A 26,464-nucleotide genomic window follows, 5' to 3' on the forward strand; every position below is an offset into this window, starting at 1 on the left:
GCATTACTCCGGTGGCGGGTCACGGTGCGATGCTCTTTCGAAACGCAGGAGGAGCACCCGCAATGATCGAGTCACCTAAAAACGCGCTGGTCGTCAGCGCACATTCTGCCGATTTCGTCTGGCGTGCCGGCGGTGCCATCGCGCTGCATGCGCAACAGGGCTACAACGTGCACATCGTCTGCCTGTCGTTCGGCGAGCGCGGCGAATCCGCCAAGCTGTGGCGCAAAGGCGAGATGAGCGAAGACACAGTCAAAGCTGCTCGTCGCGAAGAGGCCCAGGCCGCCGCCGATATTCTGGGCGCCAGCGTCGAGTTCTTCGACATCGGCGATTACCCGATGCGCGCCGACAAGGAAACCCTGTTCCGTTTGGCCGATGTATTTCGTCGAGTCCAGCCAGAATTCGTCCTCAGCCACTCGCTGAGAGATCCTTACAACTACGACCATCCGCTGGCCATGAACCTGACGCAAGAGGCACGCATCATCGCCCAGGCCGAAGGCTACAAACCGGGTGAGAAAATCGTCGGTGCGCCGCCGGTGTACAGCTTCGAACCGCATCAGCCCGAACAATGCGAATGGCGCCCTGATGTGCTGCTGGACATCAGCGATGTCTGGGACAAGAAGTACGCGGCCATCCAGTGCATGGCCGGCCAGGAACATCTGTGGGAGTACTACACCCGTGTTGCCCTGCAGCGCGGCGTGCAAGCCAAACGCAACGTTGGTATCACTTCCACCCGCAACATCGTTTACGGCGAGGGCTACCAGAGCATTTTCCCGCGGGTCACGGAGAACCTGGCATGAGTGAACTCATTGGAAAAACCGGCATCGTCGTGTGCAACATCCCCAGGGCCGAGGCTGCCCTGGTCGATGAGCTGAAGCGCTTCGGTGTAGCGACGATTCATGAAGCACAGGGACGCAAAGGTCTGCTGGCGTCTTCTATCACGCCAATTCAGCAGGGGACGGCCACTAGCGGCACGGCAGTCACTGTGTTGGTCGCGCCGGGCGATAACTGGATGTTCCATGTTGCCGTGGAGCAATGCCGCCCCGGCGATATCCTTGTGGTAGCCCCCAGTTCACCCTGCTCCGATGGCTACTTCGGCGATCTGTTGGCGACTTCACTCAAGGCCCACGGGGTGCGTGCTCTGGTGATTGACGCGGGCGTGCGTGACACCCACTCCCTACGCGAGATGGGGTTTCCGGTCTGGTCTCGGGCAATCAGTGCCCAGGGCACGATCAAGGAAACCCTCGGCTCGGTCAACCTGCCGCTGGTGTGTGGCGGTCAGTTGGTCCATCCGGGCGATGTGGTGGTAGCCGATGATGACGGTGTGGTCGTTGTGCGTCGCAGCGAAGTCCCGCAAGTCGTCGAAGCCAGCCGCGCACGCGCCGATCTGGAAGGGCAGAAAGCCCTGCGCCTGGCCAAGGGGGATTTGGGCCTCGACATTTACAACATGCGCTCGCGTCTGGCTGAAAAGGGTTTGCGCTATGTCGACAGTCTCGACGAGCTCGGAGACTGACATGGAGCAGACACGTATTCCCTGCCTGTTAATGCGCGGGGGCACCTCGAAAGGGGCCTACTTCCTTGCCAGCGACTTGCCTGAGCAACCGGCGCTTCGAGATCGGGTGTTGCTGGCGGTCATGGGCTCGCCGGACGAGCGTCAGATCGATGGCATTGGTGGCGGTGACTCGCTGACCAGCAAGGTCGCAATCATCAAACCTTCCGCGCGCACCGGGGCCGATATCGATTACCTGTTCGCGCAAGTTCTGGTCGAAGAACCGCGGGTCGATTACGGTCAGAACTGCGGCAATATCCTGGCCGGCGTAGGCCCGTTTGCCATAGAACGTGGACTGGTGACAGTGAAGGGCGATGTCACTCCTGTGCGGATTTTCATGGAAAACACCGGGCAGATCGCGGTGGCTCATGTACCCACGCCCAATGGCGTCGTCCGCTATTCGGGTGATACACGGATCGATGGGGTGCCAGGACATGCTGCGCCTTTGATCGTCGAGTTCGAGGATGTCGCCGGCTCCAGTTGCGGTGCGCTGCTGCCGACCGGCAACGCGCACGATATTTTCGATGGCGTCGAAGTGACCTGCGTCGACAACGGCATGCCGGTCGTTCTAATCCGTGCTGAAGAACTCGGCTGCAGCGGCTACGAGACCCCTGAACAACTGGATGCCGACAGGGAACTCAAGGCCCGACTTGAATCGATCCGCTTGCAAGCCGGACCACGCATGAATCTGGGCGATGTGAGCCAACGCAACGTGCCAAAAATGTGTTTGATTGCACGCGCACAAGCAGGTGGGGCACTCAGCACACGGACCTTTATTCCGCATCGTTGCCACACCAGCATCGGTGTATTCGGGGCTGTCAGTGTGGCGGCTGCCTGCTTGATCAAGGGAAGCGTAACGACGAACCTGGCCTGTGTCGGTGAGGGCGAAGTGAAACGGCTGTCGGTTGAGCATCCGACGGGCGAATTTACCGTGGAGCTGCATCTACAAGATGGTCAACTCACGGGTTGTGGGCTGATTCGCACGGCCCGGTTGCTGTTCGATGGAGTTGTGTGCGTGCCGAATAGTCTCTGGGGGTGATAAACCGCACTAAGGATGTTGAATGCTCTTCATGACTCGTTTGCCTTCGACGGTGTATACCAGACATATCAATGGCGCTATTCGTTTTTTTGCAAGCGACGCACGCCGCAGTAAAAAATGTGCACCTTGAGGTGCACATTTTTACTTACATAGCGCGATGTCCCGTAGCAGGCTCAGCGGGGTTGCGTGGCTTTCTTAATGCGAGCCTCGCTGGCCGAGAAGATCCAGAGCAACATCAACAATCATGTCTTCCTGCCCGCCGACCATGCGCCGCCTACCCAATTCGACCAGGATGTCCAGAGTCTTGAGGCCGTATTTGGCGGCAGCGACTTCGGCGTGGCGCAGGAAGCTGGAGTAAACCCCGGCATAACCCAGAGCCAGGGTTTCGCGATCGACCCGTACCGGACGATCCTGTAAGGGGCGGACGATGTCGTCGGCGGCGTCCATCAAGGTGTAGAGATCGGTGCCGTGATTCCAGCCCAGACGTTCGGCGGCGGCGATGAATACCTCCAGCGGCGCGTTGCCGGCGCCGGCGCCCATACCGGCCAGGCTCGCGTCAATACGATCGCAACCTTCCTCGACGGCCGTGATGGAGTTGGCCACCCCTAGGCTGAGGTTGTGGTGGGCGTGCATGCCGGTCTCGGTTTCCGATTTGAGCACGGCCTTGAAGGCACGGAATCGCTCGCGCACATCCTGCATGTTCATCGCGCCACCGGAGTCGGCCATGTACACGCAAGTTGCGCCATAGCTCTCCATTAGCTTGGCCTGCGCGGCTAATTGCTCGGGGCCGATCATGTGGCTCATCATCAGAAAGCCGACCGTATCCATGCCCAGCTCGCGGGCGTATTGGATGTGTTGTTTGGACACGTCCGCCTCGGTGCAGTGAGTGGCGATCCGCACCACCCGGGCACCGGCATCGTAGGCGGCCTTGAGGTCATGTACGGTGCCGATGCCGGGCAGTAGCAAGGTGGTGATCTTGGCGTGGCTGATGACATCGGCGGCGGCTTCGATCCACTCAAGGTCGGTGTGCGCGGCGAAGCCGTAGTTGAAGCTGGAGCCTTGCAGGCCGTCGCCATGGGCGACCTCGATCGAATCGACCCTGGCCTTGTCCAGGGCGCGGGCGATGTCCTGCACATTCTGCAACGAGTACTGGTGGCGAATCGCATGGCTGCCGTCACGCAGCGTGACATCGGAAATGTAGAGTTTTTTCGCGGGATTGAAGGTCATGGTTATCTCCTCAGGCGTTGAGCATCGACTGAGCCATGCGCTCGGCTGCGGCCAAAGCAGCGGAGGTCATGATGTCGAGGTTGCCGGCGTAGGCTGGCAGGTAATGGGCGGCGCCTTCGACTTCGAGGAACACCGAAGTCTTGAGACCGGAGAATTGACCAAGGCCCGGAATGTTTAGCGGTGCGTCTTCAGGTATGACATCGAACTGCACCTTCTGCTTCAGCCGATAGCCCGGCACATATGCTTCTACCGCAGCAGACATTTCTTCGATGGATGCCTCCACTTCAGCTTGGTCGGCCGCTTCAGACAGCACGAACACCGTATCGCGCATCATCAGCGGCGGCTCGGCCGGGTTCATGATGATGATCGCTTTGCCTTTGGCCGCGCCGCCAATAACCTCAATGGCCTTTGACGTGGTTTCGGTGAACTCGTCGATATTGGCGCGAGTACCCGGGCCGGCGGATTTGCTGGCAATAGATGCGATGATTTCGGCGTAATGCACTTTGGCCACACGCGACACCGCTGCGACCATCGGGATAGTCGCCTGACCGCCACAGGTGACCATGTTGACGTTGAGCTGACCGAGGTTCTGTTCCAGGTTCACTACCGGCACGCAATACGGGCCAATGGCGGCTGGAGTCAGGTCGATCAGGCGGATACCGGGTTTGGCCGCGCGCAGCAAAGCGTCGTTGTGTACATGGGCACCAGCGGAGGTGGCATCGAAGACGAAATCGATATCGGCGAATTGTGCCATCGCGATCAGTCCTTTTACCCCCTCATGGGTGGTGGCGACTCCCATGCGCTGAGCACGGGCGAGGCCATCGGAAGCCGGGTCGATTCCGACCATGACCGCCATTTCCAGGTGTTTGGCGTTGCGTAGGATCTTGATCATTAGATCGGTGCCAATATTGCCGGAGCCGATAATGGCGACCTTGAGTTTGGTATTGCTCATGGGTGCAATCTCACAGGCTGGCCGGGCCTTGTCGGCCCGGCGGAGAAAGGAAGTCGGGATTAGACGAAGCGGCAGCTGACTTCGCCAAGACGGGTAAGACGCAGGTGCAAGCTGTCCCCGGTTACCACGGGCGTCATCGGCCCAAGCGCCCCGGAAAGCAACACATCACCAGCCTGCAATGGGCGACCCATTAGCGCCATGGTGCGCGCGAGCCACAGGCACGCATCCACGGGATTACCCAAGCAGGCGGCGCCAATCCCGATCGACGCCGTCGCGCCGTTTTTCTCCAGCAGCATCCCTTCGAGCCTGAGGTCCAGCGAGGACAGTCGAGTAGGCTGCTTGCCCAATACATACAGGGCCGATGAGGCGTTGTCGGCCACTGTATCCACCAGCGAGATATTCCAGTTATCGATCGCCGAGTCGACGATTTCCAGTGCCGGGATCACGTATTCCACCGCCCGAAGCAATTCGGCCAGTGTGGTATCGAAGTTCGGAAGATCGCGACCCAGAACAAAGGCGATCTCACCTTCGGCTTTGGGCTGGATCAGTTGGCTGGTACGAATCTCGCCACCATCGACGATTTCCATGTCGGAGAACAACATGCCGAAATCCGGTTGATCGACTCCCAGTTGCTGCTGCACGGCAGCGGAGGTCAGGCCGATTTTGCGGCCCACTAGACGACGTCCCTGGGTCAGCGCCAGTTGGGTATTGATCTCTTGTACGGCATAGGCGCCGGTCAGAGAGTCGATGCCGAAGGTCTCCGAGATCCGGGCACAGGGCTGACGCTGCTCGCGGGCAACAGACAGGGCAGCTGCGGCGGATTGCAGCTGCGGCAAAGAAAACTGATTCATGCGCTTTTCCTCAAGATGGCAGGGGGGCTGGCTACGACTTCCAGTCCCGGGCTCCACTGCAACTGGAATTTGAGTTCGGCGATTGCGCGATCCAGGTCGCCGGACTCAACCATGGCGAAGGTGAATTTGTCTGGACGTACTACGGCAATAGCACCTGCGGAAAAACCCGAGCGCTTGAACCAGTCGACCATTTCGCCATGCACATCCTCGACCTCTACCAGCTCGCTGGTATTGGCACGCTCGACGTTTGCACCTTGTGGGCGAGTGCCGAACTCGAAGAGGGTGGCGTAATGAGTGCTCTGGGCATCGAGCATTTTCCGGGATGCTGCCGACAGATGTGCACGCGGATCCACGTTAAAGCCAATAAGAGCGAAATCTTCTCCCAGCAAGTCATCGAGCAGTACCCGTTTGCCCTTGAAGGTACGCACTTCGGGTTGCGGGATCATCCGGCCCTCGGGGGAGCGTCGGTGCTTGCGTGGCATCCCTAGATAGCTGTCGGCAACATACGTAGGGGCCGGTTTGAAGCGTCCTTCGCGAACGTAACGTCCTAGAAACGGCGTCACTAGAACAGTTTTCACCAGCAGGTTGCGCAGCCGGCTGGTAATCGGATTAGACATCGAGACAAAGTCTTTCATCTGCACTGAGATGTCGATCATCGCTTTGGCATGATAAAAACGTTCGGTTCCGTAGGTATCGAGCAAGCGGTCGCTGGCCCTGCCCTTGATGACGGCATCGAGTTTCCAGGCCAGATTGTAGGCATCGCGCACCCCGGAACTCATGCCCTGGCCCATGAACTGTGGCGTCATATGGGCGGCATCTCCGGCGATGAAAACCCGACCCTTGCGCCAATCCTTGGCGACCAGGGCGTTGAAGGTGTAAACCAGCTTGCGCTTGACCACGAATTTGTCCGGATCGACATAGCGACTGATCAGGTTTCGCACGACTTGTGGGTCTTCCATTTGCTCCTTGGTCTGACCGGGCATCAGCATGAACTCGAAGCGATGGAAGCGACCGGGTTGAGGGCAGCAGACGGTAGGGCAATCGGGGTCGCAGATAAAACTGAAGTAGGGCAGATGGCGCAGGGCATCTTCGCCTTCTTTCATCTCCAGATCGACCACCAACCAGGGTTCGGGAAAGTTCTTGCCGCTCATCCCGATACCTAGGGTTTCGCGTACAGTACTGCGGCCGCCGTCGGCGCCGATCAGGTAGCGGCCACGAATGGTTTGCGGGTTCGGGTCGACGGAGGTTTCGCTGCGTGCGTCGCTGGTATCGCTGAAGCGAAAGCTGCTGGTGGCTTGGTGGGTCACGGTGACGCCTTGGTCATCCTGTTCGAACTGTGTCAGTTCGCGGCCACGGGCAATCTGCACTTTCGGGTAGCGCTTCAGCAGATCGCTCAAGGTGGTTTCCAGCCACGGTTGGTATAGGAAGTTGATGATCGGCCAGCCATAAGGGCGATCAAGGCGCCAATACTGGCCTAGCACCTGGCCATTGGCGAGAACCCACTGGGCAGGGGTGTCGGCTTGCATGTTGACGGACAGCTCATCGGCAACCCCCGCGGCCTGCATCACACGCATGCATTCATCATCGGTGTAGACGGCTCGGGCGTTGCCGTAGAACGTCGGCTCGCGCTCCAGCACCAACACTGACAGGCCACGTTTGCCTAGCAGATGCGCCAGGGTCGCGCCGGTCGGGCCGAGGCCGGAAATGATCACATCGACGGTTTGCGTATTGTCATTTTTGTTATTCATAGCGATATCTCTCTTACAGCGGTGAATACTCGGGTTTGAGCAGCGAGCGCACACCGCGGACAAGATTGCCCAGATTGGTAGTGAACTTGTGCCAGGCACTGTTTTTTTCCGGACGATGACCCCAGAGGCTGATGCCCTGATAGGAGGTGGTTTGCCACTGCGCTTCATCCACCACTAAAGCATTCCAGCCCAGCTCCACTTCAAAGCCGCTGGGGCTCATCACGTAGAACGACTGCTCACGGTCATTGGGGTGTTCGCCGATTTCGTGTGCCATCTCGAAGCCCAACTTTCGGCAGCGTAAAAAGGCATCGGTGAGGTCGCCGACCGAGCTTGTCAGCATGCTCATGTGCTGGACGCGGGTACGAATTGGGTCCATGGGCAGGCCGCGCAGGCGAGCGATGGCGATGGAATGGTGACGCTCATTGACCCGGAAGAAATCGATGTCCAGCGTCAGCCCAGCGATGTGTTCGACGATGTGGTCGCTGACGCGGGCATCAAAAATTTCCTGCCAGAAACGGCGCATTTGTTGCGGCTTACGCGAGGTGATTGCTAGATGCCCCATGCCGGCATCACCGGTGATGAACCCGGCGTTGAGCATGTTCAGAGGCTGGTCGGCGACCAGCGGCTCCCAGAACAGTTCGACAGCCATGCGCTTGGGGCCGACCACCCGCCAAAACCGTTTCACCCCTCGTTGGGCTGCCTCGTCCGGATCGCTGACCCGGGCTTCCATGCCCAGGCGCTGCAAGCGTTGCAGGACTACGTCCAGGGTTGCCTGATCGCGCAGTTGCCAGCCCACGGCGATGAAGTCTTCCTGTACGCCGCGCTGGACGATGATCCGCCGTTGGTGGTTATCCATGCGAAACGCCAGAGTCTGCTCATCGGCGCAGGCCAAGTGTAAACCGATGCCCTGCTGCAGCAACGAGCGCCATTGTTCCAGGTGATTGGACTCTATTAACGCGTACCCCATGCTGCTGGCGCCGAAAATGTCCGGGGACTGTCTGTCAGCCATTGCTTGATTCTCCATGGCGATCGGTCAGCGCTTAGCGCGGCTGCCAAGAAACGCCGCGGTCACTGCGTTGAACTCGTCCGCGCGCTCCCACTGCACCCAGTGCCCGGTTTTGCTGAACAGATAGAGATTGCAGTCAGGTAGGCGGCTGCGCAGTGCTTCGCCGCCGCTCGGGCGATTGACCTTGTCTTCGCTACCCCAGAGCACCAGGGTTGGTACCTGGCAGCTCTTCAGGCGTGGATCGCGAGTGAAATCCCAGCGGCGAAAGTTGGGGATGCCCTGGGGCCGTCGCAGGGGGGGGGCGGCGACCACTTGTGGATCGATACTGGCTTGGTAGCGCTCCTGGATCATTGCATCGCTGACCTTGCTGCCGTCATAGACTAGGTATTCGCGGATGAAGCGGGTGATCTTGGCAAGGCTGGGGCCTTCGCCCGTGTAGTAATCCAATAGAAGTTTGAGGCCGGGAGTGGGTAGGCTGCGGGTGGTATTGACGCCGCCGGGGCCCATCAGCACCAACGCCGACACCCGACCTGGCGCATCCAGGGCCATGCGCAGGGCACAGGCGCCGCCCAATGAATTGCCAACCAGGTGAGCGCTGCTGATGTTCAGGCTGTCGAGCAGGCCGAGCATGGCCCCGGCCAAGTCGCCGAACGGGTCCTTGCGGTCCACACCTTTGGTGGATTGGCCGTAGCCAGGCATGTCGGCGACGATCACCCGAAACTGCTGGGCAAGCGCCTCAATATTTCGCGAATAATTAGACAGGCCGGAAGCTCCGGCCCCCCCACCGTGCAGCATCAGCAGTGGATGCCCGCTGCCCATCTCACTGATGAAAATCTGCCGACGACCCACTTGCACTGTTCGAGAGGTCAAGGCAGGAAGAGGTTCTTTATTGTTCATTGTCAGCTCCTGGCGTAAGGCACTTGGCCCAGGCAGTGGGTTCGTGCTTTTACCGGATGCTATCACCAAAGCTCAATAATGAACAATGGTGCTCAATTTATTTTTGAACGATGCTTGCCCTCGTCCTTTGGATGGACATGCTCGAAGGTGAGATGAAGGCAACCATTGAAATCAAGAACCGGCTGTCAGGCCTCTCTTAAGTGCAAAGGCCTGTCGCCAGGGGAGGGGGTCAAGCGGGGAGTGAGGGCAATGTCTGAATGGCAATAGCTTGTGCTTCTTCATCCGGTACGCCCAATGCCCGGAGAACGAACTCGGCCATATCGGAGCCAGCGTCTCGCCAGGTTTTGTGGCCTTGAAGCACTAGTATGGTGGCAGTCAGTACACTACCGCCAATCATGGCCATCACAGACGGCAATTGCTCCTGGCGGAAGCGGTATTTATCGGACATCAGGCCGCCGAGGACGTCCTGCATTGGCGGTCCGCTCCACATTTGCTGCAAGGTGGCGTTGCTGGCGGCATAGCGCACAATGAAGCTGCCCCAGTAAGGCTCCTCGTGAGCCCGACGAATATAAAAACGAATTCCATTGGCAAGACGTTGGGCGGGCTGCATGTCAGAGTTTGCACTTCTGGCCACCCTGTCATTCATCTCGGCACTGAGTTGACTGGCGACATCCTCGAACAACGACTCAATCGACGCCAGGTTGTTATAGATCGTATTGCGGGCGACGCCAGCGATCTGGGCGAGTTCACTGACATTGACTTCTTCGACGCTCTTCTCAACGAAAAGCCGAATGGCGGCCTCGTGGATGCGTTTTTGCACGGGACTGAGCTTCAAGGGATGAACTCCTGAAAGGAATGAGTAGTGTATTGAACAGTTTTGTTCAAAACAAAGCAATGGATGGTTTGAACATTATTGACAAAATTGAACGCACATGATCAATATTGATCTATTATGTGTTTTCTTCAAGTCGTGCCGAGCGCTAGGTTTTACTCAGGAACTCGGTCGTTCGGTTGAAACCCAGTCACGAGGGCTCAGGGCGTCATGACCTACATCCGGCTTTTTTCTACGACACGACACTGTCGTCGACGCGCTACTTCTTGACGGCGCTAAAGGAGTTGCAATGTCAGATTCTGGAGGATTCGCCTAGGCACAACTCTTGCGGCGTACGCTGAACCGCTACCGAACAGGCAATACCCAATTCATTTGAAGCCATGTTCATCAACTTGATCCGGAGCGGACCGTCCGGTGTCTCAAGAAAAAAATAGAGCCGTACACATGAAAATAAGAAAGCAGTTTTGCGCGTTGGGGTTGTGCCTCCCCTCCACCTCTCTGAGAGGGCTCGGTAATGAGTGAAATTCCCGTTCTGATCAGCGGTGGCGGTCCTGTGGGGCTAGTTTTAGCCATTTTTCTGAGCCGGCTCGGCATACGCTCGCTTTTGGTCAACGACCGCAAGCAAACAACTACTCATCCCAAGCTGGATGTCGTGAACTGTCGATCCATGGAGCTGTTCCGCCAAGTGGGTTTGGCGCAAAAAATCCGTGCTGCAGGAAATCCTGGCGACGCTAACCAGTTCTGCTCAATCGGTGCCAGTGCAAACGGGCCGTTCTACACCCTCTTGTCAAATCAACACCTGATGTATCAGCCCGTGACCATTGGGAAACGATTGATAAAGACATGTACTGACGGATCGTTGCCCTTGGAGCCGATGCAACGAATCGCCCAACTCCATTTGGAACCTGTGCTGCTCGCCGAAGCGCAAGCGGATCCCAACATAGAGGTTAGGTTTGGCTGGCGCCTGGTGGATTTTGAACAGGATGCGTCAGGCGTCAACGCAGTAATCGAGTCCATTGATGGTGGCACGCCAGAACACATCAAGGCGCAATACATTGCGGGCTGTGACGGCGCCAAAAGTCGGGTTCGCACCAAGCTTGGGATTCCTTACGACGGCACACCAAATCTAGTTGGCGAGCTATTTATTGTGCACTTTCGTTCCGACGAGCTGGCCAAGCTTTATCCGAATAACGAACCCTATTGGCACACATGGATTGCCCGTCCGGGATACAGCGGTCTTTTGGTATCGCCAGACGCCAGTCGCAATGACTATATCCTTCATCGCCCATTCGCTCCGCGTCCCGGTGAGACCCTTGAGGGGCTGATTGATCAGGCTCTGGGCACCAAAGTCGCATACGAGGTCGTGCAATCGGGACCATGGCGCCCTCAATTCCTTGTAGCCGAGCGCTTTGGCGAGGGTCGAGCCTTTATTGTCGGAGACGCCACACACCAATACATGCCCACTGGTGGCCTAGGCATGAATACGGGGGTTGCCGAGGCACACAACCTAGCTTGGAAATTGGCTGCGCGTCTTCAGGGTTGGGGCGGTGAAGTGTTATTGGCGAGCTACGAAGCAGAACGTTTGCCCATAGGACGACGCAATCGGGATCACGTCAAGATTAACGCAGCCAACGTCTTCGAAGTTCAATTCGGCAAGCCAGACTATTTATTGGAAGAGTCGGAGCGTGGGGAACAAGCACGCCTGCAACTGGTGCAGGCATTTGAAAAAAAGATTGGTCGCCTTTACGAATCGCTGGGCGTCGAAATCGGTTATATCTACCGCGACTCCCCGGTGATAGTTCGTGACGATGCTCCTCCCTCCCATGAAGACACACGTAATTATCTACCCACCACATGCAGTGGGGCGCGCTTACCCAGTGCCATGATGGGAGACGGCTCGGCAGTATTCGATCAACTGTCATACGATACCTTCTCATTACTGGCCTGCAATGCTGACCCTCAAGAGTATATTGGCCTTCTGACGGCTATGCGCGAAGTTGGCATGCCTGTCAAAGTTGTTGAAGTTAATGCTCCTCACTTGGATAAGTTGTTTGAGCGTAAATTCCTTCTTGTTCGTCCGGATCAACATGTGTGCTGGAGAGGAGATTCTATCCCAACCAACTGTAGCGCATTAGTCGATGTGGTGCGTGGAGTATAAGAATGAAAATCATCGAGAGTCTAAAATTATATTTCCTGCTCATAGCCTCTACTTTTCTTGTTTGGAGAGCCAGCAAGAAAAACTCGCGCATTCAGCAATTGCTTAGAGAAAAACCTTTTGTCTTTCAAATACGAACATCGGACGGGGCCTCTGCCTATCTGGAGTTGCGAAAAATGCAATTGAAAATGCATCTGGGGCAACACCCGATGCCGGATTTTTCTCAGTCTTGGAAGCGGACGAAAGATGCAGTGATAGTCATGTTGAGCCGGGATGAAACTGAGTTGCTTAGAGCGCTTGAGGATGGAAAATGCGAACTTAGAGGAAGCTTCTTGGTTGGTATGTGGCTCAACGAAGCGATCAAGCTGGCCCGCGGTTTCTAACCAGTGGGTTATTAATGAAAATAACGGAGGGTATAATGTCAACAGCAGTGGAAAGCTCCCAGGTCATCATCTACGGTGGCGGGATGGCTGGCGCTATTCTTGCGAAAGAGTTGTCCTCGTTAGCCGACGTGACCTTGGTCGATCCCAACGATTATTTTGAAGTCCCCATGGCTGTGCCTCGAAGTCTGGTACGCCCTGATTTTGCTGAAAAGGCCATTGTTCCTTTCAGGCAGGCATTGCCCGGTGTCAGGCATTTGCGCGGTATGCTCACGCAACTTAACGAGGAGGAGGGGCTGGTCACGCTTGGCTCCGGCAAGCAAATCAGTGTCTTGGGCAATGTTAGCGTGCTGGCTACTGGAAGTAGCTTCAGCAACTCCCTAATGCGTGCTTCCGATTCCACATCAGTGGAGCGCAAAGCGTTCTACTCACGCTATAGCCAACGCATCTCCTTGGCCAAAAATATATTGATCGTTGGCGGCGGGCCTATCGGAATAGAAGTGGCTGGTGAAATTAGTGAAAACTACCCGCAGAAGTCCATTACGGTGCTAGAGGAAGGAGCCCGAATATTGGCGGGGACAACAGAGACTGCCAGCAAGGTTGCAGCTTCAGTGTTGGCGAAGCGCGGGATAATTATTCTGATAGGGGAAAAGCTGGTTGAGTCGGAGAGTTCTCCGCGTGATGTGTTTTCCGACGCGGGAATAGCAGTAACCAGCTCCGGTCGCAAGATAGCCTACAACTTGATTATCTGGTGTGTAGGTGGCAAGCCCAATACAGACTATATGCGAGTTAACTTTAGTTCTGTCTTGAATGAAAAAGGTCAGATCAAAGTCACACAGAACCTTAGAGTTCGAGGTAATACTAATCTATTTGCTTTGGGTGATATTACCGATCTTGATGAAAATAAAATGGCATGGCACATCACGGCCCAGGTAAAAAATGCCGCGTTCAATGTTCAACAAGTACTGGCAGGCAGAACAAGCGATAGGAACCTGAAGCCCCATAAGGCTCAAACGGGTAATCCCATGATGGCGGTCACCTTAGGCAGTAAAATGGGAGTGCTCTATCTGCCTGTTCTCGGCGTCGTTAAATGCCCAGCCATTACTCGCACGGCCAAGGCAAGCCACATGCTGGTGCCAAAGTATCGCAAGATTTTTGGGGTGTAAGAGGTGTTCTTCTGTACTAAAAATCAAGTTGGAGTTCTTCTTTAAATGGAATGATGCTCGGTGGTTTGAACTTATCAAGCCTCCGTGAATTCGATGTTTTATATCTTGTTATCCCGATTCGGCAGTAAAGCCGAGTTGGCACAATCTTCGTCGCGATCAAATATCAGAGAACAAAAAATGAAAGCTCTGGAATCATCACCGCAACTGAGGACGCCACAACCTGCTCGCCATCCCGCGCCGACGGTTAAAGCGCAAGCGCTGACGCATCTTATCTTCGAACGACCCGACCTTGACCAGACGGCTCACTTTCTCACCGACTTCGGTCTGACCGTCTGCTGTCGCAACAGCGAAACCCTGTATATGCGGGCAACCGATGCCAATCCGTACTGCTATCGAGCGCATCGTGGGCAGAAGGCACGCTTCATCGGTTTCGGTATCAAGGTTCAGACGCGCCAGGACCTTGAGAGGCTTTCAAACACTCCGGGTGCCAGCGCTGTTGAGCAGGTCAATCATCCTGGGCAAGGGCAAGGCGTGCGCCTGACTGACCCGAACGGTTTCATTATCGAGGCGGTTTACGCCCAACAAGCCGCTGATATCTTGCCGCATCGTGAACCGTTGGAGTGGAACCTCGCCGATAAGGTCAGGCGGGTCAACGCAACACAGCGTAGCCCCGCCGGGCCGCCAGAGGTGATCAGGCTTGGACATCTGGTCATTGAGGTGGCGGATTACCAAGAGACTTGTGCCTGGTACACACGGCATTTGGGCTTGATTCCCAGCGACATCCAGGTACTGCCCGACGGCTCGCCGATCGTCAGCTTCATGCGCCTTGATCTGGGAAACACGCCGACGGATCACCACACATTGGCTATTGCCCAGGGTTTCATGGCGACCTACAGCCATAGCGCCTTCGAAGTAGTGGACGCCGATGCGGTAGGCATTGGGCAGAACTTTTTGCGTGAACGAGGGTGGGAGCACGCCTGGGGTATTGGCCGGCACATCCTCGGTAGCCAGATCTTCGACTACTGGCAAGATCGTTGGGGAGATAAGCACGAGCATTATTGCGACGGTGACGTGTTCACCGCGGAACATCCCACCGGCATTCACCTTGTCAGCCCTGCGGCGATGGCGCAGTGGGGGCAGCGCATGCCAAGGAGTTTTACTCGACCAAAAATGAATCTGACCAACTTACGGGAATTGATCCGCAATCTACGTCGCAGCCCTGATCTGACGTTGCGCAAACTCTTAACCCTGAAGCGCCTCTTTGGTTGAGCAAAGCATGGCGCGTCCTCGTATTCGTCTTCTGGACTCTCTTCGATCATCCCGTTTTGCTCAAGGCTGGCATTTGCTGACGGTGGATCGGGTACGAGTGAACTGACCCGCCTTGAGAAGTAATCACAGCCCTCTACACCCAATCCTATAGGTCACCCGAAATTCAAGGAGTCTCCGCTATGGCCGCAGTCCATATCGTTCGCTTTGCTTATCAAAATGAAACCCTTTGGGGCGTATTACGTCAGGAGAGAATCACCGTTATTCCTGGGACGTTCGATACGACTGGCGATTTCATTCGTGGAACCACAGTCAATGAGCTGGCAACGCTCAAGGGGCGCGAAATTGCCGCTGACGAGGTGAAGCTCCTTTCGCCGGTGACCCGCAATCAGCAGTTTGTTTGCCAAGGAGCCAACTATCGCCAGCACATGATCGAGTCTGGCATGGACCCGGATGTGAAGAACTTCAACATGATTTTCACCAAAGCTGCCAGCTGCATTGTGGCGGCCGACAGTGAGTTGATCAAACCGGTGGGTGTACGTTTTCTCGATTATGAGATCGAACTAGGGCTGATCCTGAAGCGCGAGATCATGAGCAAGGTCATGGTGAGCGACAGCAACCTGCACGAGTTCATCGCGGGCCTGGTGATCGTCAACGATTATTCGGCACGGGACGTGCAGATTCCGCAGATGCAGTTTTATAAAGGCAAAAGCTTTCGGACTTTCGGACCCGTGGGGCCTTATCTATGCCTGCTTGATGCCGAGCACATTGGCTATTTGAAACAGCTTCAATTGCACCTGACGGTTAATGGACAAATCCGGCAGAAAGATATCACTGCGAACCTGGTATATGGTCCGGCCGAGACACTTACTGAGCTGTCGGGTGTACATGATTTCTCCCCCGGCGATCTCATCGCTACCGGCACGCCGGCAGGCTGTGCACTGTCGATTCCATCGCCGGGCAAACAGCGAATTGCCGCGTTGCTCCCCGAGAGAATCAAGTGGAAGGCCTTCATGAAAACCCAGGAAGGACGTAGCCAATATCTAAAGGCTGGTGATGTGGTCGAGGCCCGCATTAGTAGTGCTGATGGGGTCATTGATCTTGGTGTGCAGCGCAATCGTGTCGTGGAGCAACGTTAATGGCAGTCAGGGATATACGGGATATCGAAGTGCTGGAGTCGATGCCCCTCGAACAGCGTCAGATGCCTGGCAGTACCTATGCGGCGCTGCAGCGGTGTGCCGTCGCGCACTCCCATGAACCAGCGCTGTCATTCTTTCTTGACGCAAAACACTACGGTCAAACACATGACTGGAGTTATCACGAGCTGCTGGCCGACATCACCCGTGCGGCGAATGCTTTCCATGCTCTAGGCATAGGGCCTGATGATGTTCTTGCCTTCCTTCTGCCTAACCTGCCGGAAACTCATTTCACCATCTGGGGCGGGGAGGCAGCAGGAATCGTCATGGCGATCAATCCACTGCTCGAAGCACAGCAGATCGCGGACCTGCTGCGCGCCGCTAAGGTAAAGGTAGTTGTTGTTCTCGCACCGACGCCGGGAAGCGATGTTTGGAGCAAGCTCTCCAGTCAGTTGGACCATCTGCCGAGTATTCAAGACATCGTCTGGGTCGGTATGGAGCCCTATGTCAGTGGCGTGGCGGCTTGTGCCTTGCGCTGGATGGCGTGGCGGGAGCGTCGGCGCCATAATGGCAGGCGGTTTCACAATTTGCGTACGTTGATGCGCCGTCAACTAAGCGACCGTTTGATCAGTGGCAGAAGCATCCAACCTGAGGACAAATCGTCCTATTTCTGTACGGGAGGGACAACCGGCTTGCCCAAGATCGCCATGAGAACCCATGGCGCGGAGGTTTTTAATGCCTGGGCAATGGCCGCTAACTTAAGCCCTCGCCAATCTGGACAGGTAATGTTCTGTGGATTGCCGCTGTTCCACGTCAACGGCCAACTGGTTACAGGGCTGATGCCCTGGACCCAGGGTGACCACGTCATCCTGGGCACCCCTCAAGGCTATCGCGGAGAGGGGGTGATTGCCCGATTCTGGGAGTTGGTCGAGTACTTCCAGATCAACTTCTTTTCCGGGGTGCCAACCATCTATTCGACCCTGCTCCAGCAACCAGTGAACGGGCGCGCCATTTCGTCGTTGGAGTATGCGCTTTGTGGCGCGGCTCCTATGCCAGTTGAACTGTTTCGTGAGTTCGAGTCGCGAATCGGCATACGAATCCTCGAAGGTTATGGTTTGACCGAGGGCGCTTGTGTTTCTTCAACCAATCCACCGGATGGTGATCGGCGTGTAGGCTCCATTGGCCTGAGGCTGGCCTATCAGGCTATGCGTGCAGTAACGCTTAATGACCAGGGACATTACATTCGGGATGCACTGACCAACGAGGTCGGTGTGATCGCCATTAGTGGGCCTAACGTTTTTGCCGGTTATTTGGAGCCACGCCAAAACGAAGGCATATGGATTGAAATTGGCGGCCAACGCTGGCTAAACACCGGTGACCTGGGGCGTCAGGACGCCGATGGTTACTTCTGGCTCACTGGGCGCAAGAAGGAGTTGATCATCCGCGGCGGTCACAACATCGATCCCAAGCAAATCGAAGAAGCCTTACAGGCGCATCCGGCCATCGCGCTTGTCGCTGCCGTAGGTAGTCCTGATGCGCATGCCGGGGAAGTGCCGGTGGTCTACGTGCAACTGAACAAGGGGCAGAATGTAGCGCCTGAGGCTCTGCTTACGTTCGTTACCGAAAACATCAGCGAACGAGCTGCAATACCTAAACGAATTGAAATCCTGGAATCCCTCCCGCTGACTCCTGTTGGCAAGATTTTTAAGCCGGCATTGCAGCAACTGGAGATTGTATATGTTGTGCGACAGGAAGCGACCCAGCTAGGGCTCATCGATGTTTCGGTAACGGTGGTTCAGGATGCACGTCGTGGGCTACTGGCGCAGATCCAGGCAGGAGCAGGTCAAACCGCGCTCGATAAAGCGTTAGGTCGTTACAGTTTTCCTCGCGAGTGGCATTAGTTCTGTTAGCGGCGGCCACGCGCATACGGGTTGACGGTTTGCCTACCCTATGACCACAGAATGTGTACCCGCAGTCTTCCTGCGACTCGGCGTCAATGATGAATTTCTTAGCCAAACACCTCCTATCTCTTGGGGGTTGGTTATGAATTGACAATTAACTTACAAGGCGTAACGTACACCTTGTAAGTTAACTGTTTCAACACGACGGCGACAACGAGGTCGAGCATGAAGTTAGGAATGTGCGAGGGACGAATTGTGGGCTATAGCGAGGCTGCCGAGGGCTGGCTGCCTGTTGGAAAATCAGATCAAAGCTTGCTTGAGTTGCTTGCGGACCCGGGCGCATTGGCAGCTGTGCGCCTTGAGCTGACGACGCCTCAAAGTGCAACTCAGAGTACGGGGCCGACGGGGCTACCTTTCAAGCCGGAATCGCTACGTGCTTTCGCTCTGTGGGAATCGCATATGGTGAACGGCGCCCGAAGCATGGTCCGACGATTTGCACCTATGCCTTTGCGCATTTTGATTGGCTGCTACGAGTCGATTACTAAATCAACGTTCCCTGCACTCAAACCTAAGCCTAATTACTACCAGTATCCGCAGTATTACATGAGCAATCATCGCTCAGTCGTGCCGGATAGTGCTCCAGTTGACTGGCCTTCATTTAGTGAGGTCATCGACTTTGAGTTAGAAATTGGCGTGGTGCTCGCGCACAAAGTCCACAACTGCAGCCCCGAAGATGGCACGGCAGCCATTGGTGGATTTGTGGTGATGAATGATTGGAGCGCACGCGACACACAGTGGTGCGACACGAGGAAAGGAACATTTGGAGGGGTGGTAAAAGCCAAAACCTTCGCGGGGGCCATGAGTTCTGTGTTGGTTACCGCTGACGAAATCCTCCCAAAGTGGAAGCTGTTGCGAGGCCGCGTCCTGGTAAACGGCAAAGTCTGGTGCGAGGGCAGTACTCAGAACCCGCTCTTTGATTTGGGAGAAATGGTGGCCTATGCATCCATGGGAGAGACACTCTATCCTGGCGATGTATTGTCTACCGGAACCCTCCCTGGATGTTGCGGTTTGGAACTGGGACGGTTCCCGCAGCCTGGCGACACCGTTCAACTTGAGATTGATGATCTTGGTGTACTTACCAACACCATCGGGGCAAAGAAATGATCGACCCTACTACATCATCGCCCCGCGTTGTCCTAATTACAGGATGTGATACAGGTATTGGTCGAGCGCTCGCACAAGCATTCAAGCTACAGGGGCTACTGGTCGTCGCTACCGGGCTTAGCCTGGAGAGTATGGGCGATCTTGCCGAAAAGGGCATACGTACTTTCCCCCTCGATGTTACTCAGAAAACAGATATGGACGCGCTTCTTGAGCAGCTCAGACTGGCCGAAATCACCGTGGACATACTGGTTAATAACGCAGGTTATGGCGCAATGGGCCCCGTGGTTGAAATGCTTATAAGCGACGCCAAGCATCAGTATGAAGTAAACGTGTTCGGCCTGTTGTCGGTAACCCAGGCTTTCGCGCAAAGCATGATCACCCGTCGACGCGGCACCATCGTTAATATTGGAAGTACGTCCGGGATACTCACCAGTCCATTCGCAGGAGTGTATTGCTCAACCAAGGCGGCAGTGCATGCGCTCAATGATGCGATGCGAATGGAGCTCGCCCCCTTTGGCATCGATGTAGTTCGAGTCGAGCCCAACCAGATTCGTACTACATTCGGCGACACTGCCGCTTCCGGTTTGTTGGCGCGTTTTCCTGCAGAATCGCACTACCTTTCTGTTAAAGATGCAGCCATCGCCCGGGCTCAGAGCTCTCAGACAGCAGACGCGATGTCAGCTGAGGAGTTTGCCACCCGAGTCGCGAATGCAATACTTGCACCCAAACCACCTGTGAGGCTGCGGCTAGGTCGTCAGCTCTGGCCATATACGCTTTTCAAACCGTTCCTGCCTTCGCGGATAATTGATCGGTTGTTGATGAAGCGCTTTGCTCTCAATCGTCTGGGCAGAGACTGACTACTAGGAAATAGGACATGAGTGCCAAAGATCTAAACGTCGATAGTGGGGCAAGTCGTGTGAAACGCAGCCGCTTGTCCAGAGACGCTCGTGGGAAGCAACTACTTGACATCGCCGAAAGACTCTTTGTGACTAATGGTTATGAAGTAACGACACTCGAAGACATTGTCCGCGAGGCGGGTGTAACACGCCCAGTAATCTACGAGCACTATGGTTCAAAAGAGGGTGTGTTCTTGGCCTGTGCGCATAGAGCTCGGACCCAGTTCGAAGATGCTCTAATGGCGGATCTTGAAGATCTGACGGATCGTGCGCCACTGGAGGTGCTCACTAGAGCTGGGGACGTTTTCTTTAGCATGCTTGAGAAGGACCCTAAGCGTTGGTCCTTACTCTTTGGATTTACCATGGCGGAAACTGGGCCTCTGGCGGATGGACTCACGAATTTGCGGCTAGGCACTATCGAGAAAATCGCAGAGGCGCTTAAACGGATTCCGGCCGATGTCAGCCCAGAGTCTGCGCTAGCCTGCGCTCATGCGCTATCTGGTGTTGGCGAACAGCTAGGGCGTTGGTGGCAGCGAAATCCCGGGATAACAAGAGAAAGGGTCCTTGAATACTACAGTAACTTCATCCTCGGCGGCCTTGAACGGGTGCTCCGGATAGAGCAGGAGTCGGTCGTAGGGGATGGCTCAGCTTACCTTACGCAAATGCAAAAATAAGAAGGTTACGTCGGAAATACTGTGCGCCGTTTGGACGGTTACGAGGGGGCGTAATTTTTCCTCAAAGCTCAGTTTCCATGCGAGCCAGCGATCCTCGCATCCACAGTTCATGTACATGGTCGCAGAAAAAAGACCAGAATTATGCGGTCTGGTCTCTTTCTTCAAAAAATTAATGCTTAGAGTCTTAGAATCGATAGGTTAGTTGTGTAGTAAATCCCTGCGCGGTGTTCTGATAGGTTGCGTTATACGCCGGGCGGAACCCCGAGCTGTCAGACTCTGATACCGACGCATTGGATTCTCGAACGTAACCGTAGGCAAAGTCTAACGTTATGTCATCTGTCGGTGAGTACCCAGCCCCGATCGTCAGGCTCTTACGATTTCCAGTAGGTATGCGAACATTTCGATTTTCATTTTTGGAGGGGGATGGGTCATAAGCGAAACCAGCTCGAAGCTGCCAGTGCTTGTCGAGTTGATATGCTCCGCCGATGGCTACAGACAAAGTGTCATGCCAATTCATTTCCTCGCTAATGCTGGAAAGTTGGGAGCCGACAGCATTCTCTGGCATTTCGCTTATTACGTTCAATGACTTAAGCCGGCTCCATCGTGTCCATAGTGCTCCGATGTATCCAGTCCACTGATCGTTAAAGTGATGCGTTAGGGATGTGTCTACTATCTCAGGAAGAGTTAAATCAAGGCTCGAATCATATTGCCCATTGATAGAGAATATATTAGGCGCGCCGGTGATTTTGGTTTTTCCGGTGAGGTGATATGTCACTTTCGAGTGGTAGGTCAGGCCCCAGGTGGTGGAATCTCCGAGATCAATAAGGGCGCCAATATTGTAGCCGACTGCATCATCGGTCCCACTTATTGATATTCGTGTTTCAGTTCCATTGTTAAAAGCTCCTGTGGCCAAATAATTTTGTAGCTTTCCGTCTATGCGGTTAAATGTGGGACCACCACCTATAGAGATTCTATCAGTAAGGCGGATCGCCAAGGTCGGCTGGATGGTGACGACGCTGGTTTTACTGTAGGAACCATAATAGCGACCCTGAAAGCTGGACTCGTAGTCGTTAACTAGACCTGCAGGCACATAGAAACCCAAGCCAAATGTGTATCGATCATCGATCGGAGTTGCGAAATAACCAAAAGGAATAGCGCCTATTGGGACAGAGTCCCCTTTGCTTGTGCCGCTAGCTTCAGAATTTACATCATGAATACTAATTTTCGCATCGATTAACGCAAAGCCGCCGCTTACCTCGGTGCGCTTTAATTTGCTTAGTCCTGCTGGGTTTCCATACACTGTGCTTGCATCCAGCGCGGATGATGCCCGCCCGGCGAAGGCGGTTCCCGCAGAACTTGCACTCTGCTCGTTCAGCGCTAGTCCATTGGCGTGAGCGTTGCTCATTGACAGCGCGGTCATCGCAGCAACAGTGATTTTTATAATCTCTTCTCTTGTGATATGTGAGTTTTTTAATGCGCGGATGGCTAAGACTTTGGGTGTGGTGCTGTCTTTTGTTTTTGTTGTCATGGCAATGTCTTCTATTTTGTTATTAGTATTGTTATAAATTTCAGGCGTAGCTGTATCGGTCGAGTGAACTCTCCATTTTTAATTTAATATGGGTTGGCGTTAGTTGGATGTGCAGCTTTCGCTGAATTTCCATAGCAGTGTTGCGAGCTCGTGACTCTCAGCCACGACGGATGGTTTTTGTTGTTTGTTATTTTCGTAGTACAGGCCGGTCTCATTAACTAGCTGCTCTGTAGTTGCACAGTGAAGTATTGTTTTTGCTCCTTCTTTCGGAGTTTTAAGCAAGAATTTCAGTAGCCAATGCAGCGGTCGGGGTAGCGTGCGCCAGACTTCAGTACCAATAATCCCGGGATGTACTGCATACGTGGTGACGCCGGTTCCTTTCAACCGCCTGGTAAGTTCCAAGACAAACAGCAAGTTCGCCAGTTTGGCGACGCTGTACTCCTTCAGGCCGCCAGCAGATGAGGTGGGTTGGCGAACGGCGGAAAAGTCTATTTCGCGAGCATGGCGATGTGCTTTGCTGGATACGACAACAATACGCGCAGGGGTGGACTCCTTCAGGCGTTCAAGTAGTAGGGTAGTCAGTAGAAAATGGCCTACATGACAGGTGCCGAAGGCGAGTTCGAAGCCGCTACGAGTTTGCCCTTTCTGCCCTGCAAGCCCTGCGTTATTGATTAACAAGTGCAGCTTGAGATTTCTGGCCAGAAAGTTCTCTGCACACCTTCTGACTGACGCCAGATCTGCCAAATCGAGCTCGAGGAACTCTACTTGGGCGTTACCGTCACTCGCTTCTCGAATCTCCTGCAGTACCGGCTCCGTGCGAGTCCTGGAGCGGCAGGCGAGGAATACTTGATAGCCCTGCAGTGCTAACGCGTGTGCCGTGGCCTTGCCAATCCCGGAATTTGCACCGGTGATCAAGGCCACTGCCTTTTCTCGATTGGAACTATTCATGAGCAGACATCCAGGAAGCCGGCGGTGTTTATCCCTATCTCGCGGGCACATTCGATAGGTTGCACGGAGACATTCCTCGTCGGTGCAGTAAGCGGCATTCAAACCGTGGATGTCGCCAATCCCTGACGACAGCAGCGTGGTGAACTTGGCGTGGTTGATCACATCCGCCACCATTCAATATTTTTGTGAGATCCACCATCGCCATGGGCATTTCGATGAAATAGAGTTTTTTGACGTTCATATCCCTGCACCCGAGACGTTGGTTAATCGACTGCGCCATACGTTCGGCGGTAGCCAGTGTGGCGGAGGTCATAAATCGGTTTGTCCATGTTCACTGCCTTGCTCCTAGATTTTATCGCTGGAACACTGTGGTTAATTTTATGCTACACGTGATTCATTGTGAACGCCAGTGTTCAAATTTGACCAGTTTAGTGATGGCGGACAGACGGTTCCAAGAGAGGGGCGGGATGGGCGATGACGGGGGAAGGGTGGTACACGACAACCTCTAGGTCTTACGCGACGATCAGCCATGAGGTTGGTACTCCGTCAGCCGTGTATGAGGGGGCCGCTCAGGGGGGGGCGGTCGCCTGCAAGGACGTTCTGGTGGATGGACTAGTCGCCTGACTCCATATTCTGTCGCTTTGTTCCGTATAGGGCTGGGCGTTGATTGCATAGCATTGCGCTCATTCCCACACAGAGGAGGAACAAGAATGCAGAGGTCACCAAATCCCCAGTTGCGCTCAGACAAACCGCTCTGGACTCCCTTAATGATTGGGCGGATGAGCGTTGGGGGCCGCTTGTTTAAGTCCGCAACTAGCGAAACACGCGCCACCCTCGATGGCTTTGTTACCGATGAGGTTATTAGTTTCTACGAGCCGATGGCTCGAGCAGGTACGCCACTTATTGTGACAGGTAACATGTTTGTTTCCTGGCAAGGACATTCGGCCGGTCGTCAAATGGGCATCGATCATGACGATAAGCTTCCGGGGCTGCGCCGCTTGAACGCGGCCGTGCGTGAAAACGGTAAGGGTAAAGTGAGGTTGATTGCCCAGCTCAACCATGGTGGCCGGCAAACGGTACGCCCGAATGCTGGCAATAATCTGGTGGTTTCAGCTTCAGCCGTGTTTGAACCTGTCTTGGGTACTGCGCCTCGCTCACTGACACGAGAGGAGCTGTGGGCGGTAGTAGATAGTTTTGCTTCGGCAGCGGTTCGTGCCCGCGAGGCAGGCTTCGACGGTATACAGGTGCACGCCGCTCACGGTTACCTATTGAGTCAGTTTTTGACTCCGCATACCAACAGGAGAACCGATGACTACGGCGGAAATCTTGGAAACCGCATGCGTCTTTTGCTTGAGGTCGTGCGGGAAATCAGGATCCGTGTCGGGATGGATTATCCCTTATTGGTCAAGCTGAATGGCACGGATTCGTTATGGCCTCGCCGGGGCACTTCAACCCAGGAGTTTATCCTCGTAGCGGTTGCTCTTGAGCAGGCAGGCGTAGATGCTTTAGAAATATCTCGATGCCACTATGAGTCCCTGCCGGGGATGTTGTCGGGGCAGTACAAGGGTTTCGTCCGCACACAAATAAGTGATGGATCTGGTCGAGAATTTTCACCACTACGCAAACGACTGGGCTGGTGGCTGGGGCCGTCTATCGACTGGTTCAACGAACTGATCGCACCTCGCGGCGAGGGTTACAATCTGCCCCAAGCGCAGCTTATCAAGGAGGCGTTAAGAATTCCTGTGATCACGGTCGGTGGCTTCGTTACTCGCGAAGCAATGGAGGCTTCGCTACTTGAAAATCGCACTGACGCGGTTTCTTGCGCCCGAGCATTGATCGCGGATCCCTATCTTTTTCAGCATCTCTACCAACCTGATCCTCTCGCCCCAGTATGCAAGTTCTGCAACCAGTGCATTGCCCGACTCGGAGCTCATCCTGTTGACTGCTATAGCGAGCGTATCGGTCAGCGGCGACGGGAGATGCTAGCTCGAACTAGCCAATGGATTTTCTGAACTGACCGGGGGCCTTTCCGGCCCATTTAGTGAACGCTTTGGAGAAGCCATTGCGGTCTGCAAACCCAAGCTTGGTGGCGATGGTGTCTATATCCAGAGCTGGTGTGGCAAGCATCAACCTCGCCAGTTGGAAATGTGCGGCAGCGCGGATGCTATTGAACGAGTTTCCCGCCTCATGCAGCCTGCGTTGCAGGCTGCGAGGTTCAGTACCCAAGCGCGCGCAGACTTCGGACATGCTCAATGTCGGTGAATACAGAATCATGGTCTCAATGATTCTTCCCAAACTATTGCGGGCTTGTAGTCTGCGAAGGCGGCTTTCCAAGAGTAACAATGATTGAGCGTGCAGCATTGGAGAAGGGCTGCGTCGCGATCGATCTAATTCATTCAGGGGAAGGCTAATCCGATTGCACTCGACTCCAAATACGGGTTCGACACCAAACTGCTTCGCATAATCTTTCAATGGAAGCAGTGGCTGATGACGGAAGGATAGCCCTACATTGATTGGACTGTTGGCGACCTCGCGTAACAGGCGTACTGCTGCGACGAAGACGGTTTCAATGTAGCCAGGGTTGTCCAAGCGATTTCCATTGTGAAGGAGTTCCACCATCAGGTGCAGATGGTGATCGTCCATGTCCTGCCATCCTACGGTGTCTGGTTGAATCAGATAAGGTAACTGAGGAATGAGGGTTAGGGCATCACGAAGCGTTACACAGGTTGCCAGAAAGACTTCTACTTCCGGCGCTCGGTCGAACAGGAACAGCTCGCCGACAATGAAAGGGTAATGTGCGCTAGCTGAAAGCCGAGTCCCGGAGTCATAAAGGAGACGCAAGCTGTGAGCATCCCACAGAGTTTCTGAATGCGCCCGCTCAGAGGCTGCTATTCCGATCTCCTGGAGCTGCTTGTCTATATCAAATCCACAACGTGAGGCCACCTTGGCAAGGCGGGCCAGATCATGGGTGTTGACGTACTGCATGGTGCACCAGGTATCCGTTGGCATTGTCGGCGTCGGACTTATTGTGACGCGAAAATCCGTAGAGCCGGACTCGTCGCTTTATTAAGGTGTTCAAAGTTGAGCATATATGTTCTGTAGTTGCAACGGTGATCCATGTCGTATCTGACGAGGGGGCTACGTTACCGAAG

General features: G+C 55.0%; 23 protein-coding genes. 13 read left to right on the top strand and 10 right to left on the bottom strand.

The genetic code is table 11. The features are described from left to right. Positions 1-62 precede the first annotated feature (62 nt). Genes galB through ACZ9IM_RS12010 form a run of 3 tightly spaced genes read left to right on the top strand, consistent with a single transcriptional unit; the run spans position 63 to position 2,585 of the window. A complete protein-coding gene (gene galB, locus ACZ9IM_RS12000; RefSeq protein ID WP_476223993.1) occupies positions 63-797 on the top strand; it encodes a 4-oxalmesaconate hydratase in 735 nt (244 codons plus the stop codon). Beyond that, positions 794-1,510, top strand: coding sequence for a 4-carboxy-4-hydroxy-2-oxoadipate aldolase/oxaloacetate decarboxylase (locus ACZ9IM_RS12005; RefSeq protein WP_476223994.1), 717 nt, complete (start codon positions 794-796; stop codon positions 1,508-1,510). The genes galB and ACZ9IM_RS12005 overlap by 4 nt, the downstream gene beginning before the upstream one ends. Position 1,511: 1 nt before the next feature. Continuing rightward, the gene (locus ACZ9IM_RS12010; RefSeq protein WP_476223995.1) at positions 1,512-2,585 is read left to right on the top strand and encodes a 4-oxalomesaconate tautomerase; all 1,074 of its coding nucleotides are present in this window, start codon (positions 1,512-1,514) and stop codon (positions 2,583-2,585) included. A 195-nt stretch (positions 2,586-2,780) separates the two neighbouring features. Here ACZ9IM_RS12010 and dmpG read toward each other — a convergent pair whose 3' ends face one another. The 7 genes from dmpG to ACZ9IM_RS12045 form a co-directional block, all read right to left on the bottom strand. Beyond that, complete coding sequence (dmpG, locus tag ACZ9IM_RS12015; protein ID WP_476223996.1) at positions 2,781-3,812, bottom strand: 4-hydroxy-2-oxovalerate aldolase; 1,032 nt, start codon at positions 3,810-3,812, stop codon at positions 2,781-2,783. A 10-nt stretch (positions 3,813-3,822) separates the two neighbouring features. Continuing rightward, on the bottom strand, positions 3,823-4,764 hold the full coding sequence (locus tag ACZ9IM_RS12020; RefSeq protein ID WP_476223997.1) for an acetaldehyde dehydrogenase (acetylating): 942 nt from the start codon (positions 4,762-4,764) through the stop codon (positions 3,823-3,825). 59 nt (positions 4,765-4,823) lie between these two features. Then, positions 4,824-5,615 (bottom strand): 2-keto-4-pentenoate hydratase, encoded by a 792-nt coding sequence (locus tag ACZ9IM_RS12025; RefSeq protein WP_476223998.1) that lies wholly within the window; start codon positions 5,613-5,615, stop codon positions 4,824-4,826. Continuing rightward, positions 5,612-7,363, bottom strand: a complete 1,752-nt coding sequence (gene mhpA, locus ACZ9IM_RS12030) for a bifunctional 3-(3-hydroxy-phenyl)propionate/3-hydroxycinnamic acid hydroxylase MhpA (protein ID WP_476223999.1) — start codon at positions 7,361-7,363, stop codon at positions 5,612-5,614. The genes ACZ9IM_RS12025 and mhpA overlap by 4 nt, the downstream gene beginning before the upstream one ends. A gap of 13 nt (positions 7,364-7,376) precedes the next feature. Beyond that, positions 7,377-8,372 carry a VOC family protein gene (locus ACZ9IM_RS12035; protein WP_476224000.1) on the bottom strand — a complete coding sequence of 332 codons (996 nt, stop codon included), beginning with the start codon at positions 8,370-8,372 and terminating at the stop codon, positions 7,377-7,379. 24 nt (positions 8,373-8,396) lie between these two features. Further along, on the bottom strand, positions 8,397-9,266 hold the full coding sequence (locus ACZ9IM_RS12040; protein WP_476224001.1) for an alpha/beta fold hydrolase: 870 nt from the start codon (positions 9,264-9,266) through the stop codon (positions 8,397-8,399). A gap of 229 nt (positions 9,267-9,495) precedes the next feature. Further along, positions 9,496-10,101 carry a TetR/AcrR family transcriptional regulator gene (locus ACZ9IM_RS12045; RefSeq protein WP_476224002.1) on the bottom strand — a complete coding sequence of 202 codons (606 nt, stop codon included), beginning with the start codon at positions 10,099-10,101 and terminating at the stop codon, positions 9,496-9,498. A 511-nt stretch (positions 10,102-10,612) separates the two neighbouring features. Here ACZ9IM_RS12045 and ACZ9IM_RS12050 point away from each other — a divergent pair. From ACZ9IM_RS12050 to ACZ9IM_RS12090, 9 genes are all read left to right on the top strand, one after another. After that, a complete protein-coding gene (locus tag ACZ9IM_RS12050; RefSeq protein WP_476224003.1) occupies positions 10,613-12,256 on the top strand; it encodes an FAD-dependent monooxygenase in 1,644 nt (547 codons plus the stop codon). Positions 12,257-12,258: 2 nt separating this feature from the next. Further along, the gene (locus ACZ9IM_RS12055) at positions 12,259-12,636 is read left to right on the top strand and encodes a hypothetical protein (protein ID WP_476224004.1); all 378 of its coding nucleotides are present in this window, start codon (positions 12,259-12,261) and stop codon (positions 12,634-12,636) included. Between the two features lie 35 nt (positions 12,637-12,671). Next, positions 12,672-13,799, top strand: coding sequence for an NAD(P)/FAD-dependent oxidoreductase (locus ACZ9IM_RS12060; protein ID WP_476224005.1), 1,128 nt, complete (start codon positions 12,672-12,674; stop codon positions 13,797-13,799). 177 nt (positions 13,800-13,976) lie between these two features. Next, positions 13,977-15,068, top strand: coding sequence for a VOC family protein (locus ACZ9IM_RS12065; protein ID WP_476224063.1), 1,092 nt, complete (start codon positions 13,977-13,979; stop codon positions 15,066-15,068). 179 nt (positions 15,069-15,247) lie between these two features. Continuing rightward, a complete protein-coding gene (locus ACZ9IM_RS12070; RefSeq protein ID WP_476224006.1) occupies positions 15,248-16,204 on the top strand; it encodes a fumarylacetoacetate hydrolase family protein in 957 nt (318 codons plus the stop codon). Beyond that, positions 16,204-18,102 (top strand): acyl-CoA synthetase, encoded by a 1,899-nt coding sequence (locus ACZ9IM_RS12075; protein ID WP_476224007.1) that lies wholly within the window; start codon positions 16,204-16,206, stop codon positions 18,100-18,102. Before ACZ9IM_RS12070 ends, ACZ9IM_RS12075 begins: the two co-directional genes overlap by 1 nt. 225 nt (positions 18,103-18,327) lie before the next feature. Continuing rightward, positions 18,328-19,266 carry a fumarylacetoacetate hydrolase family protein gene (locus ACZ9IM_RS12080; protein ID WP_476224008.1) on the top strand — a complete coding sequence of 313 codons (939 nt, stop codon included), beginning with the start codon at positions 18,328-18,330 and terminating at the stop codon, positions 19,264-19,266. Further along, entirely contained in the window at positions 19,263-20,123 is an 861-nt protein-coding gene (locus ACZ9IM_RS12085) for an SDR family NAD(P)-dependent oxidoreductase (protein ID WP_476224009.1), read from the top strand. The genes ACZ9IM_RS12080 and ACZ9IM_RS12085 overlap by 4 nt, the downstream gene beginning before the upstream one ends. 17 nt (positions 20,124-20,140) lie before the next feature. Further along, on the top strand, positions 20,141-20,836 hold the full coding sequence (locus ACZ9IM_RS12090; protein WP_476224010.1) for a TetR/AcrR family transcriptional regulator: 696 nt from the start codon (positions 20,141-20,143) through the stop codon (positions 20,834-20,836). Between the two features lie 184 nt (positions 20,837-21,020). On the opposite strand, the gene ACZ9IM_RS12095 is transcribed toward ACZ9IM_RS12090, so the two are convergent. Then, entirely contained in the window at positions 21,021-22,256 is a 1,236-nt protein-coding gene (locus ACZ9IM_RS12095) for an OmpP1/FadL family transporter (protein WP_476224064.1), read from the bottom strand. Between the two features lie 207 nt (positions 22,257-22,463). Further along, positions 22,464-23,312, bottom strand: coding sequence for an SDR family oxidoreductase (locus ACZ9IM_RS12100; protein WP_476224011.1), 849 nt, complete (start codon positions 23,310-23,312; stop codon positions 22,464-22,466). Positions 23,313-24,022: 710 nt separating this feature from the next. Here ACZ9IM_RS12100 and ACZ9IM_RS12105 point away from each other — a divergent pair. Beyond that, positions 24,023-25,324, top strand: a complete 1,302-nt coding sequence (locus ACZ9IM_RS12105) for an NADH:flavin oxidoreductase (protein ID WP_476224012.1) — start codon at positions 24,023-24,025, stop codon at positions 25,322-25,324. Here ACZ9IM_RS12105 and ACZ9IM_RS12110 read toward each other — a convergent pair. Further along, positions 25,305-26,297 (bottom strand): helix-turn-helix domain-containing protein, encoded by a 993-nt coding sequence (locus ACZ9IM_RS12110; RefSeq protein ID WP_476224013.1) that lies wholly within the window; start codon positions 26,295-26,297, stop codon positions 25,305-25,307. The two genes, ACZ9IM_RS12105 and ACZ9IM_RS12110, sit on opposite strands and share 20 nt — an antisense overlap. Between the last annotated feature and the right edge of the window lie 167 nt (positions 26,298-26,464).

Source organism: Pseudomonas sp. TE12508 (genome assembly GCF_056279485.1).